This is a genomic window from Bacillus cereus group sp. RP43 (assembly GCF_040459645.1).
Classification (GTDB): domain Bacteria; phylum Bacillota; class Bacilli; order Bacillales; family Bacillaceae_G; genus Bacillus_A; species Bacillus_A mycoides_C.
This window is the reverse complement of the sequence record NZ_JARVHQ010000001.1, coordinates 879,448-893,110: the sequence shown is the minus strand read 5'-3', so window position 1 is coordinate 893,110 and position 13,663 is coordinate 879,448. Positions and strand designations below refer to the sequence as shown.

Genomic DNA, 13,663 nt, shown 5'->3' with positions numbered 1-13,663 from the left:
CGCACTACTCTATATTTCTATAATAGACAACGGAAATCTCTTTTTTCTTACCTGTTCCTTACAAATTCCTTACGCTGAAAAAAAGCTTGTAGAATCTACTGCTCTACAAGCTAAAACTGTATCTTTGCTAATACAACTGTAAAAATCGTTTTTTCATACGGCTTACTAGAAAGATGAATTTTTCCATCCATAGCTTCCACAAGCCTTTTCGTAATCGTTAACCCTAGACCGCTTCCTTGGTACAATCTATTTCTCGAATCTTCAAGTGTGTACATACGCTCAAACACTTTATCAATATGAGATTCATCAATTCCTTTTCCTGTATCCCATACGTCTATATACACGTTCGTTTCATCATCTCTTAAAGTCATACCGAGTCTCTTTCCATCGTCTCCATATGTAATCGCATTTGAAATTAAATTATTCAACACTCTGCCCAATACTTCTACATTTCCAAGTGCATATATATTTCTTTCTGGTATATCGATATGAACATGAAAACCTTTCTTCGTCACTAAATCATAAAAAGATAAAATCTTCTCGCGGCAAACTTCATTCATATTTACTTTTGTCATCTCGATTGCCTTGTCACCAGATTCTAATTTTGCCAAATCAAAAAACTTATGAATCAGTTCCATCACTTCCAGCGTTTTCACATGTACCTTTTCAAGTAGTACTTGCTGCTCTTCCTCATTTATCGTTTTATCCTTATTTAACATTTCTGCATATCCAAGAATAACTGTTAGTGGTGTTTTTAAATCATGTGAAATATTTGAAAGCATTTTTCGCATCGAAATTTCCACTTTCGCATGATCTGCATTCGTTTTCTGTTTTGCATCTAATAAATGATTAATTGCCACTAATAACTTTTGCAATTCTAGATCATCTGTCATAATGAGTAACTTCTCACCTGTTTTTTCATTTACAATACCTTCTAATTTTTCATATGTGTACCGTAAATTTTTGCTGCTAGTTTTTCTCATTTTATACTGTATGTAAATAACACATAACAATATAAAAATAATACCAATTAACAGATTGACCATATTACATCCCTTCCAACTTATAGCCGATGCCCCATAACGTTTTAATGTATTCTGGATTAGATGGATCACTTTCAATTTTCTCACGTAATCTTCTCATATGAACATTTATAACGTTATCGTCACCGTAATACTCTTCATTCCAAACTAACGTATATATTTGCGCTTTTGTAAATACACGATTTTGATTCTTTACGAACAGTTTTAAAATCTCAAATTCTTTTAAAGTAAGCTTGAGCGACTTTCCGTTTTTTTCCACAGTAAAATTAATTGGATCGATTGTTAAATCACCAATCTGAATCATCTTTTCTGTTGTTTCTGTAACCGAATATTTCGTAGACCTCCGAATACCTGCTTTTACACGTGCAGCCAATTCAATCATAGAAAATGGCTTACAAATGTAATCATCTGCTCCAAGTCCTAACCCAACAGCTTTATCAACATCTGTATCTTTTGCCGACATCATTAAAATCGGCAGTGCACTCTTCTCCCGAATAATACGTACAACCTCTAAACCATCTAACTTTGGCATCATAATATCGAGGATAATCAAATCAAATGAACCTTTAAAAAATACGTTAACTCCTTCTTCTCCATCAGATGCGATTGTAACTTGAAAGCCTTCTTTTATTAAATATGTTTCAACCATCTCTTGAATTGAGACGTCATCTTCAACTAATAAAATATGATGTGACATATTTCTATCCCCTTTTTTACAAACATTAACAATTCAATTGTATCGTAACGAATGAATGCTGGAAAGAATTATATGAATTTTCAAACCAACTTCCCTTCCTTCCCTAACAATGATATGATGAAATTCACTACGATTGTTCATAATTAACTTTATATAAAGGAGACTTATCATGTCAGAAAACAAAAAAGTAAGCTTAGCTGATTTAATGCGCGAACAACTTGCGAAGAAAAAGCAAGGAAATGGAAACGGCTCAAATAATGGAAATCAAAGTCAAGAAACGAAAAAATTACAAAACCAACAAACGAAGAAAACAAACAACCAACGTAGACGTACAGGTGTATAAATGAACGGGCAAAAACGATCTAACATCGCGCCAGGTCTTGAAGTTGATATTGTATTAAAACAAGATCAACGTACAGGCAAGCTAACAAGAGGAATTGTAAAAGATATTCTAACTAACTCACCCTCTCATCCGCACGGCATTAAAGTACGATTGCAGGATGGGCAAGTTGGCAGAGTCCAAAATATCATTCAATAAGAAAAGGAGCTCATTTAAACTTGAGCTCCTTTTTCTTTATTAACCTTTAATTTTCTCGATGAAAACTACTTTTAAATAGTCTCCCTCTTTAAACTGATCAATTGTACGGAAATCTTCCGGTAAAGAATGTTCTTCTAATATTTTATACTTACCGTTCATTTCTTTAAATGCAGTATCGATAAAGCCTTTAAATTTTTTCATATCGAACGCGCTACAATTTGTAGAGGCAACGATAACACCGTTATTTTCTGTAATGGCAATTGTTTCTTTTAATAAATTTTTATAGTCTTTCGCTGCACTGAACGTATATTTTTTTGAGCGTGCAAAACTTGGAGGATCAAGTACCACCATATCAAATTTCATCTTTTTCTTAGCTGCATATTTGAAATATAGAAATACATCTTCTACAATAATATCTTGTGCTTCGTAATCAATTTCATTTACACTGAACTGCTCAATCGTTTTACTTAAACTACGATTAGCAAGGTCAACACTTGTTGTTTTACTTGCGCCGCCAAGTGCTGCAAATACAGAGAACGCTCCTGTATAAGAGAACATATTTAAAACAGTTCTTCCTTGTGCATATTTATCACGAATTTGTTTTCGAACGTTACGCTGATCTAAAAATACACCCACCATCGCCCCGTCATTTAAATATACAGCAAAGTTTACACCGTTTTCTTTTACGATAAGCGGGAATTCACCGCGCTCTCCTGCTACGAAATCGTCATCTTCAATGTATTTCCCTTTCGTATCAAAACGCTTTTTCTCATAGATACCTTTAAAGTTCGCTACTTTTTGGAGTGCTTCTACAATTTCATCGCGGAAAGTATAAATCCCTTCACTATACCAACTTATTACATAATAACCGTCATAATAATCGATGATTAAACCACCAAGGCCATCACCCTCACCATTTAGGGCACGAAATGCTGTTGTATCATTTGATTTATAAAAATGTTTTCGTTTATGTAAAGCAGATTTGATTTTACTTTCAAAGAAAGATTGATTCACTTCCTCCTTCTCTTTTCTAGTTAAAATCCAACCATACCCTTTATTTTGTTTTCCATAATAGCCTTTTCCGATGAATTGGTTCTTCTCATCTACTACATTGATGATTGTTCCTTCTTCTCGTACATCATTTAAATTTTGAATTGCATCTTTTAAAATAAGTGGATATCCACTTTTAATTTCTTTTATAAACTTCGGTTTTATTTTTATAGTTACTTCAGATCGCATGTAATGTCTTCCTTTCCATTTGAATGCTTTCTAATTAGTAGGAAGCAATGTAAAAAACGAGGCTGAAAAAAAGCCTCGTTTCACTATACCATATTATTGCTTTGCTAGTACAACTAGCTCATCCTCTCGCTTAATCGAAAAAAAACTTATTTATTTCAGCATTACCATTGACATTGAAAATGATTTTCATTATCATTTAATGTATATGAAACGATGAAAATAATGATAGGTTTATAGGAGGAATAGAGAAATGATTATTGTTACAAATACATCTAAAATTACGAAAGGTGACGCACATAAATTAATTGAGCGCTTTAATAAAGTAGGTAAAGTTGAAACGATGCCTGGTTTCTTAGGATTAGAAGTTCTTCTAACTGAAAATACAGTTGATTATGACGAAGTAACGATTAGTACTCGTTGGAATGCTAAAGAAGATTTCCAAGGTTGGACGAAGAGTACAGCCTTTAAAGATGCGCATTCACATCGTGGTGGATTACCAGATTTTATTATCGATAATAAAATCTCATTCTATGATGTTAAAATTGTCCGTATGCCAATTGCTGCGGCTCAATAACTTCGGTTTTAATAATTGGTATAGAAGTATGAGAGGTAATACATCTTCTCTACTTCTATACCTTTTCTTTTTTCAATTTCTTTTCACCAACTTCGCATGCACGACTAGTCTACCAGCCTCTGGATCCAGTGCATAATCACACGTAGAAAGTGTTAAAATTTGATCATCCGCTGTCACTTTTGTATCTGTTTTATAGAGTGACCTTTCCTTAATTTTTTCTAGAAAAGATGCATAGTCCCCATCGCTTCCAAAATCAGTTTCAATATAATAGAAATCAGTTGTCGTTGTATATACTGAAAATACTTCTACATCGTATCCTTCAAACAAAGTATCGTAATACAATTTGCGATGAGACATAAAAAAATCTTCTTCTAATATTTTTTTAAGACTCCCAAACATAGAGCCGTCTTTCATACGATGTCCGTATAAAATCGTATTTCGATTTTGAGATTTCACATCGTTACGATGATCCATAAAAATACTGCCTGCCCTCATATCTTCACCTTTATAATTACGGTATAAATAGTAATCATTATCTTTCGCTTGAACGATCGGATAATTAATTTGCGTATCATCCATCGTAATCCAGCCAACTATTTCTGGATTAATTTTTTGTAAGGCTTGAAACTGCGCACGTACTGCTCCATCTGATGATTTTTCTTCCATCGGACTCCTTTGATAAATATCTTGTGCTTCAGCCATTACTTTACGATTTTCATAGTAATCCATGAACACCCCGCCTAATTCATACACGGAGTAGAAAAAGATGCCTAAAAAAGCAACTGTAAGTATTCTTTGAAAAAAGGAATTCTTTTTCTTTTCTTTCTTGCCGCTCAAATTATCACCTCAAAACGGATTTCCAAAGGGATTTAACCGCCTATCAAATCCCCATTGGTACCATATACAATCCTGTATCTTCATCGCATTTCACAACGACCTCTACACCATATATGCTCTTAATCATATCTTCTGTTACAACATCATTTGGCGTACCTTTCATAACTATTTCTCCATCTTTCATAACGATAATATGATCGCTATAACGGATTGCTTGATTAATGTCATGTAATACCATAACAATCGTTAAACCATGTACTTCATTTAACTCTTTCACTAACTCTAATATTTCAAGCTGATAGTAAATATCTAAATACGTCGTTGGTTCGTCTAAAAACAGCATGGGCGTATTTTGCGCTAAAGTCATCGCAATCCAAACACGTTGTCTTTCTCCACCAGATAATGCGTGTATTGGCTTATCACGCTTATCTTGTAGTCTCGTGCACGTCAATGCTCTTTCGATTGCTTCGCTATCCTCATCCGTTTGTGTAGAAAAAATATTTTTATATGGCATACGCCCAAAACTCGTCAATTTCTCAACTGTAATATCTGCTGGCGCCTCATTTTGCTGATGAACGACCGCTAGCTTTCTAGCAAACTCTTTCGGCTTATACTGGCTAATAGCTTTCCCATCTAGCATTACCTCTCCACTACGGGGATCATGATTTCGCGACATAACACCTAGTAATGTTGATTTTCCACAACCATTTGGACCAATAATTGTTGTAATTTTTCCAACCTCTATTTCACTACTAACAGACTTTAAACGATCCGTTACATTATCATAAGAAAAGGTTACATTTTTAATTTCCATGAACTCGATCACTCTTTCTAAGCAAGAATATTAAGAACGGACCACCGATAACTGCCATAATCGTTGCCGCTGGAATTTCATTAGGCGGTACGATTAGCCTGCCAATTGTATCTGCAGTTAAAATTAATAAAGCACCTGCAAGGGCTGAAAATGGAATAAGTACTTTATGATCTGATCCAACTAGTTGCCTTGAAATATGCGGGATAAGCAATCCAACGAAAGCGATAACGCCCGCAATCGCAGTTGATACAGCTGCTAAAAGGACCGCAATGGCCGAAATAATAAGGCGTACCCTCGTCACGTGAAGTCCAAGGTTTTTAGCCGTTTTATCTTGTAGAGATAATAAATTACACCATGCCCCTACAAACAGTGCAAGAATGAGACCGATTGATCCATATGTAACAAGTACTTCCACATCGCTCCATGTCTTCATCGTTATATTAGATGTTGTCGTCTGTTTAATACTTTTAATGAAATATCCGCAAATCGTAACGAAAGATTCATTTAAACCAGTAAACATCGCATTTATCGCTATACCGATTAAAATAATTCGTAACGGACTTAAACCTGATTTCCAAGAAAACGCATATACGAGATAACAAGCAAACGCACCGCCTAAAAACGCGAATAGTGGTGTCCAGAAAAAGAACTGAGGAAATAGTGTAATGATAACAAGCGTCATAAAACTGGCCCCTGAAGATATCCCGATAACCCCAGCATCCGCAAGTGGATTTTTCATAACTGCTTGGAAAAGCACACCAGAAACAGCAAGCGCCGCTCCAGTGAAAAGTGCAATAATTATGCGCGGGAAACGTAAATCTTTAATGACTTCAACATCTTCATTTGTCCCTGTAAATATACCTTGAAAAAGATCAATGACACCTATTTCTAAACTACCTTTCACAGCGGATACAGTAGTCATAATAACTAGTAATACTGTGACGATGAAGAAACTCCAAATTTTTTTATTCATCTCAATCTTCCTTTATCTATACATGCATCATGGATACATCATTTTCTTTAATTCATCTAAAGCTTCAATAGCCGCTAAATTCCCCGTCGTTCCAAATAAACGCTCTTCTAAATCGTACACTCTATTATTTTTAACTGCGGCAAAATGCTTCCAAATGTCGTTCGTTTTAAATTCCTTATCGAACATTTTCACAACTTCATCTGGCATACCATGCGCTGCACGTAAAATAATATCTGGATCAGCTTTTTTTAAGTACTCCGTATTAGAAGCTAAATATTCTACTTTCTCACCTTGTACGATATTTTTACCACCTAGTTGTTTTACTAAATCCCCAATATAGGAGTGTTCTGTTGCTACTAAATAGCTTCCAGGCACTCCAAGTAAAATAAGAACTGTCGGTTCTTTTTTCCCTTTTACTTGTTTTTGAATGTCAGCAACCTTTTTATCAAACTTTGTTACAACTACCTCTGCCTGCTTCTCACGCCCATATTTTTTACCCAAATTTGTAATTGAGTTTTGCATATTTTTTAAACTCGTTAAATTTAAAAAGTTTGCTTTTATACCGGCTTCCTTGAAAACTGGCTTCAATTCATATTCAAGCGTTGTAACAGATAATACTTCTGATGGTTTCATTGATTTTACTTTTTCCATATCAGGACTCATCGGATTCCCAACTTCAGGTAAACCTTTATAGCGCTTTGGCAAAGTTTTAGAACTTGTGGGAATACCTGCTAAATCTACTTCTAATGCATCCATAATTTCAGTCACAGCAACTGTCGTAGCAATAACACGTTCCTCACTATTACTCTTTACCTTTTTCGCCGTTTCTTTTTTTGGTGATGAGCACCCAGCTATACTAAATAAAAGAATGATAGCCATTAATACACTCATGATTTTCTTCACTCTCAATCACCACTCCTTTCAGTACAATATGAAACGAGTCTTGATGCACGGTTTCATGCATCAAGACTCCAAATTTTACAGTCTACCCGCTTTATATTTACGAACTAATAAAGCAAGTGATCCTAGTAATAGCAACATATACAATCCGATTTGTGCTGTATCTGCTGTTTTTGAGTTTTTCTCTTTTTTCGTATCGTTCTTCACATTTTCGTTTTGCTTCTTACCGTCTGCATTTCGGTTAAAATCAGGAGTAACAATTGTTTTTACATTATCTACTTTCGGTGCAATTACCAGGTTTTTCGGATCATTCTTTGGATCGTTTTTTGGATCCTCTTTAATAGTTCCTACTGCACCAATATTATTTGTATCAAATTGAATTTGCACGTCGTAGAAATGATGGTAGTTCATTGAATCGATATCTACTTTTACTTTTGCATTTAATTTCGCAAATAAATCATCAATCTCAAATTCTACTACTCTCGTATTTGCATTTTTATCTTCACTCACTACTTTTGCATCAGCAAACGCGCCAGCGTTTTCTGTTTGGAACTTCGTAATCCAAGTACTATCTTTCAGTGTTACCGCAACATATTTTTTGCCATCTTTCACTGTTAATCTTGCTGGATTTACAACGTATTGATTCATCATTGAAATCTCATCCGTTTTATCTTTTAACACTTTAAAAGCAACATCATATTGACCGTCTTTTAAATTTTTCGGATCAACTGTTGTCTGTCCATTTTGATTATTATTTCCACCTTGGTTGTTGTTTCCACCTTGGTCGTCGTTTCCACTTTGGTTGTCGTTTCCACCTTGGTTGTCGTTTCCACCTTGGTCGTCGTCTCCGCCTTGGTTACCTAAAGCTTTAATACTACCTTTATCAAATACAAATTGAATATCGTAGAAATGATGATAATTCATCGCATCAATATCCACTTTCACTTTCGCATTTAACTTTTTCGATAAATCCGCTACTTCTACTTCCACTACTCTTGTATCTTGCTCTTTATTTGTACCTAATACTTTCGCATCGACAAACAAGCCATTCTTTTCAAACTCAAACTTTGTAATCCATGAGCTATTCGTTAATGTGAAGGATACATATTTCTTACCATCCTTCACTTTCAATACTCCTGGACTCTTCGTATATGTGTTCATCATTGAAATTTCTTCTGTTTTATCTTTTAACACTTTAAAACCAATACTGTATTCACCGTCTTTAAGAGCATTGGGATCAATTATTGTGTTATTGTCTTGGTTGTCGTTTCCACCTTGGTTATTGTTTCCGCCTTGGTTGTTGTTTCCACCTTGGTTATCGTTTCCACCTTGGTTGTTGTTTCCACCTTGGTTATCGTTTCCACCTTGGTTATCGTTTCCGCCTTGGTTATTGTTTCCGCCTTGGTTGTTGTTTCCACCTTGGTTATCGTTTCCACCTTGGTTATTGTTTCCTCCTTGGTTGTCGTTTCCACCTTGGTTATTGTTTCCGCCTTGATTGTCGTTTCCGCCCTGATTGTCTAAAGGCTGAATGCTACCTTTATCAAATGCAAATTGAATGTCGTAGAAATGATGATAATTCATTGAATCGATATCTACTTTCACTTTTGCATCTAATTTTCCCGATAAATCAGCTACTTCTACTTCCACTACTCTTGTGTCAGTTTTTTTATCTTCACTTAATACGTTCGCATCAACAAATGCACCATTTTTCTCGAATTCAAACTTTGTAATCCATGAGCTATTCGTTAATGTGAAGGATACATATTTCTTACCATCTTTCACTTTCAATACGCCTGGGCTCTTCGTATATGTGTTCATCATTGAAATTTCTTCTGTTTTATCTTTTAACACTTTAAAACCGATACTGTATTCACCATCTTTAATTGTGTCAGCATCTGGCTGTTTGTCTCCGTCTGGTTGCTTGCCTCCATCTGGTTGCTTGTCTCCATCTGGCTGTTTGTCTCCGTCTGGTTGTTTATCTCCGTCTGGTTGCTTGTCTCCATCTGGCTGTTTGTCTCCGTCTGGTTGTTTATCTTCATTTTTAATTGGTTCAAGTTTGTCTTGCTCAAATACAAGTTGTACGTCATGAGTTTGTTTATAATTTCTTGATGCCATCTCAATAAATACTTTTGTATTTAGTTTTTTTGATAAATCATCTACATCAAATTCTACTACTCTTGTATCGTTTTCTTTATCTTCACTCACTACTTTTGCATCAACAAATGCACCATCTTTTTCCGTTTGGAAATTTTTAATTAATGAGCTACTTTTTAGTGTTACAATCGCTTTTTTCTTACCATTTTCTACTTTCAATACTCCTGGATTTACCATGTAAGTATTCATTTTAGATTCTTCATCTGTTTTATCTTTTAACACTTTAAATGGAATGCTGTACGCACCATCTTTAATTGTGTTAGAATTTGGTTGTTGATCTGAGTCAGGCTTTTGGTCGGGCTTCTGACTTGGATCCGGATTTTCATTTGGATCTGGCTTATTAGCTGGGTCCTCTTTTTCATCTGGTTTTTCTACATGAATTGGTGTAATACTATTTTGGTCGAATGAAATACGAATATCATAGTAATGATGATAATTAAAAGCATCAATATCAACTTTTACTTTTGCATTTAATATTTTTTCTAAATCTTCTACATCAAATTCTACAACTCTTGTATCGTTCTCTTTATCTTCACTAACTACATTTACATCAACGAATTGACTACCTTTTTCTGTTTCAAACTTCGTAATCCATGAACTATGCGTCAACGTAAAGGATACTTTCTTTTTCCCATCCTTCACTTTCAAAGTCCCCGGGCTTACAGAATATTGATTCATCATTGATTCTTCATCTGATGTATCTTTCAAAACTTTGAAACCAATTGAATATTCACCGTCAGCTAAAGTTGTAGCTGCTTGAACTGCAAGTGGTTGTAGCGTTGATACGAATGTAAAAATCGTTAGAAACATTGCAACAACAATTTTCAAATACCTGTTCAATAGAATGACTCTCCTCTTTAAGAAATTTCCAATTATTTAATACTGTTCCCATCAAATACAAAACGAATATCATATGAAGCGTTATAATTAATAATTGGGATGTTAATTTTCACCTTGCCGTTTAGTTTTTTTGACAAGTCATCGACTTCCAATTCTACGACTCTAGTATTCTCTTTTTTGTTTTCACTTAACACAGTTGTTTCTACAAATTGGCCATCTTTCTCCACTTGTACACTCTTAATAGAAGCACTATCTTTCACTTTAAATGAAACGTATTGTTTTCCATTTTTAACTGTTAATGTTGCTGGGCTTTCAAAATAACCATTCATTCTAGATGCTTCATCTTTATCGCCTTTCCACACAGTAAAAGCAATATTATACTTTCCATCAGTTAATTGGGTAGCAGCTTTTGCATCTTGTAAACCTAGTGTTGCGATAAACGTAAATAAAACAGCAAATACAGCAATAATCATTTTAAATTGTTTAAACATATATTCATCGCCCTTCGAAATATTTATTTATTTAGCTTCACTTTACGAATTAAGAAAACGCCTGAAATAAGAAGTAACGCTGCAAATAATCCAATGCGGGCATCATCACCTGTTTTTGGGTTATCTATTTTTTCAGCCTTGCCACTTTCATTTGTTCCTTTATTTGCATCTTTGTGTGTTTCTTTACTCTCTTCTTTCTTTTGCTCTTCTTTTACTTGTCCATCTTTTTTAGTTTGATCATCCGTTTTTGTTACAGCTGCTGCATTGTTATCGCCACCTACAGCTTTTACGTTTGCATCAAATGCAAAACGAATTGTGTAATGATGGTCGTAGTTTGCACTTGGTACAACAACATGAATTTTTACTCCTAACGGTTTAGATAAATCATCAACTTTAAATTCAACCGTTCTTTTATCTGCTGCTTCGTCCTTGCTAATTACTTTTGAATCAACGAAATTACCATTCTCTGGTGCTTTGAATTCTGTAATCCAAGCACTATGATTCATTGGAATTTGTACTCTCATCTCACCATTTTTTACAATTAACTTAGCTGGTTTTTCAAAATAATCATTTGCCATTGAAGCCGAATCATCTTCCGCCTTTTTGATAACGTAGTTAATATCGTAAGTACCGTCAGCTAATTTTGCTGAAGCTTGTCCAGATGGCATTACGAGAAAAGCTAGCATACATACTAACGTTATAATAAATGCGGGTAATACTGAAAACTTTCTCATTTTGCTTACTTCCTCCTTGTTTATCTTTCGTTTTATAATTTGAAAATGATAATTATTCTCAATTTATAAGAAAAAAATAATCTCTTCTACCTTTATTTAATTGTCATTACTTTATGTAATATAAGCATCGTTGATTATCATTCTCACTAGAGGTCAAAAAATATAATATCCCTCAATATTCCCTATAAAAAGAACTCTAAAATAATTCAATCACTTTACTGATTATCATTCTCAACAGACTACAAAAAAAATAAACTACCTATTCTATTGTTCTATCACCCCTTCTTCCAAAAATGATATAGTCATAGAAAACCTCTTCCCTTGCTCCCGTCACTTCCCTTCCAACATTTCCACAACTAAGTCAATCTTAGCCTACTGTTAAATTTTTTGTCAACTATATTACGTATAAATTTTTTAATATCTGAATTTCTCTATGTATGACTTTTTCTACAAAAAAAGAGACTTTCTATTATAGAAAGCCTCTTTTCTCTATTTTTCTACAGCAACTTCTTGTTTCTTGAACATAGAAATTACATAACCAATCGCTACACCAACTATAGCGGGAACCAACCAACCAATCCCTACACTATATAATGGAACCTTATCTAAAATAGGTGCTAATGCCGCAATTTGAAGATTCGCATTGTGTAATCCATCAAAGAAGCTAATCGCGAACGCTCCTACAATACCGCCTACATACATCGATAATGGAAGACGAACATAGTTTTCAACGAGTGACAATACAATAAGTACGATCCCAATTGGATAAATTGCGATTAAGATTGGTAATGCTAATGCGTTTAACTGAGTTAAACCAAGATTTGCTACCATAAATGCTAATACACAGAAAATGAAAACAACTTTTTGATATGAAAGCTTCGGTAATAAGGAAGAAAAGTATTCTCCACAAGCAGCAACAATACCTACAGAAGTTGTTAAACATGCTGCTGTAATTGCGATACCAAGTAATAAAGTTCCGTAACTACCAAATAAATGATTAACGACGTTTGTTAAAATAATTCCCCCGTTCACTCCCATTCCAAGTGAAACGCTAGAAGCACCAAGGTAAGCAAGTGCTAAATACACAAGTAATAAACCAAGCGCTGCAATAAATCCTGCAAAGATTGTTACTTTCGCAATACTATTTTTATTTGTAATGCCTTTTCCTTTTAAAGCATTAATTACAACATTTCCGAATACAAGTGCTGCAAGTCCATCTAAAGTTAAATACCCATCAATAAAGCCTTTAAAGAGCGGAGCACTATACGCTTCTGTCGGTGCACCAAATTCTCCAATTGGTGTAATAAGTGCTTTACCTACGATAATTGCAATAACAGCTAACAAAATTGGAGTTAACACTTTACCGATGCGTCCCACTAATTTCGATGGGTTTAAAGCTAAATAGAACGTTACTGCAAAGTAAATAAGTGTAAAGATAACAAGTGGATATGATTGACCAGCTATTTCACTTGGTAAAAACGGTGCAACACTCATTTCGTAAGCAACTGTTCCTGTACGTGGAACACTTACGAATACGCCTAAACATAAATAAATTGCAGTGATAAAAACAAGTGCGAATATAGGATGTACACGTCCCGCTAGCTCATTAATATCTCCCTTTAAAGCTATAACAATTACCCCTAATAAAGGCAATCCAACGCCTGTTACGATAAAACCAAACAACGCAATCCATACATCAGTTCCAGCACCTTGTCCTAACGCTGGTGGGAAAATCATATTACCTGCGCCAAAAAATAGTGCAAATAGCATTAAACTTATTGCGAACATCTCAGAAAACTTTAAAGATGATTTCATTTCTACTAACCTCC

14 protein-coding genes are annotated in these 13,663 nt (G+C 34.6%); 3 read left to right on the top strand and 11 right to left on the bottom strand.

Going from position 1 to position 13,663, the window contains the following annotated elements; translation table 11 throughout:
* Positions 1 to 110 precede the first annotated feature (110 nt).
* Together QCI75_RS04640 and QCI75_RS04635 are read right to left on the bottom strand one after the other, a co-directional pair.
* The gene (locus QCI75_RS04640) at positions 111 to 1,046 is read right to left on the bottom strand and encodes a HAMP domain-containing histidine kinase (RefSeq protein ID WP_144506935.1); all 936 of its coding nucleotides are present in this window, start codon (positions 1,044 to 1,046) and stop codon (positions 111 to 113) included.
* Between the two features lies 1 nt (position 1,047).
* The gene (locus tag QCI75_RS04635) at positions 1,048 to 1,740 is read right to left on the bottom strand and encodes a response regulator transcription factor (RefSeq protein WP_144506936.1); all 693 of its coding nucleotides are present in this window, start codon (positions 1,738 to 1,740) and stop codon (positions 1,048 to 1,050) included.
* A gap of 169 nt (positions 1,741 to 1,909) precedes the next feature.
* On the opposite strand from QCI75_RS04635, the gene QCI75_RS04630 reads away from it, so the two are divergent.
* Together QCI75_RS04630 and QCI75_RS04625 are read left to right on the top strand one after the other, a co-directional pair.
* The gene (locus tag QCI75_RS04630; protein WP_002112138.1) at positions 1,910 to 2,083 is read left to right on the top strand and encodes a hypothetical protein; all 174 of its coding nucleotides are present in this window, start codon (positions 1,910 to 1,912) and stop codon (positions 2,081 to 2,083) included.
* Positions 2,084 to 2,278 (top strand): YwbE family protein, encoded by a 195-nt coding sequence (locus tag QCI75_RS04625; RefSeq protein WP_063262677.1) that lies wholly within the window; start codon positions 2,084 to 2,086, stop codon positions 2,276 to 2,278.
* Between the two features lie 39 nt (positions 2,279 to 2,317).
* Here QCI75_RS04625 and QCI75_RS04620 read toward each other — a convergent pair whose 3' ends face one another.
* Positions 2,318 to 3,517 (bottom strand): class I SAM-dependent rRNA methyltransferase, encoded by a 1,200-nt coding sequence (locus QCI75_RS04620; protein ID WP_144506938.1) that lies wholly within the window; start codon positions 3,515 to 3,517, stop codon positions 2,318 to 2,320.
* 250 nt (positions 3,518 to 3,767) lie between these two features.
* On the opposite strand from QCI75_RS04620, the gene isdG reads away from it, so the two are divergent.
* A complete protein-coding gene (gene isdG / locus QCI75_RS04615) occupies positions 3,768 to 4,091 on the top strand; it encodes a heme oxygenase (protein WP_002112144.1) in 324 nt (107 codons plus the stop codon).
* Between the two features lie 72 nt (positions 4,092 to 4,163).
* On the opposite strand, the gene srtB is transcribed toward isdG, so the two are convergent.
* The 8 genes from srtB to brnQ6 form a co-directional block, all read right to left on the bottom strand.
* Positions 4,164 to 4,928 (bottom strand): class B sortase, encoded by a 765-nt coding sequence (gene srtB, locus QCI75_RS04610; protein WP_353760008.1) that lies wholly within the window; start codon positions 4,926 to 4,928, stop codon positions 4,164 to 4,166.
* A 43-nt stretch (positions 4,929 to 4,971) separates the two neighbouring features.
* Positions 4,972 to 5,742 (bottom strand): ABC transporter ATP-binding protein, encoded by a 771-nt coding sequence (locus tag QCI75_RS04605; protein ID WP_002145471.1) that lies wholly within the window; start codon positions 5,740 to 5,742, stop codon positions 4,972 to 4,974.
* The gene (locus QCI75_RS04600; protein WP_144506940.1) at positions 5,732 to 6,715 is read right to left on the bottom strand and encodes a FecCD family ABC transporter permease; all 984 of its coding nucleotides are present in this window, start codon (positions 6,713 to 6,715) and stop codon (positions 5,732 to 5,734) included. Before QCI75_RS04600 ends, QCI75_RS04605 begins: the two co-directional genes overlap by 11 nt.
* Before the next feature lie 27 nt (positions 6,716 to 6,742).
* Positions 6,743 to 7,624, bottom strand: coding sequence for a heme ABC transporter substrate-binding protein IsdE (gene isdE, locus QCI75_RS04595; protein ID WP_144506941.1), 882 nt, complete (start codon positions 7,622 to 7,624; stop codon positions 6,743 to 6,745).
* 69 nt (positions 7,625 to 7,693) lie between these two features.
* Positions 7,694 to 10,609 carry an NEAT domain-containing protein gene (locus tag QCI75_RS04590; RefSeq protein WP_353760007.1) on the bottom strand — a complete coding sequence of 972 codons (2,916 nt, stop codon included), beginning with the start codon at positions 10,607 to 10,609 and terminating at the stop codon, positions 7,694 to 7,696.
* Between the two features lie 32 nt (positions 10,610 to 10,641).
* Entirely contained in the window at positions 10,642 to 11,100 is a 459-nt protein-coding gene (locus QCI75_RS04585; protein WP_353760006.1) for an NEAT domain-containing protein, read from the bottom strand.
* Between the two features lie 23 nt (positions 11,101 to 11,123).
* Entirely contained in the window at positions 11,124 to 11,834 is a 711-nt protein-coding gene (gene isdC / locus QCI75_RS04580) for a heme uptake protein IsdC (protein WP_144506943.1), read from the bottom strand.
* Positions 11,835 to 12,323: 489 nt separating this feature from the next.
* Entirely contained in the window at positions 12,324 to 13,649 is a 1,326-nt protein-coding gene (gene brnQ6 / locus QCI75_RS04575) for a branched-chain amino acid transport system II carrier protein BrnQ6 (RefSeq protein WP_144506944.1), read from the bottom strand.
* Positions 13,650 to 13,663 lie beyond the last annotated feature (14 nt).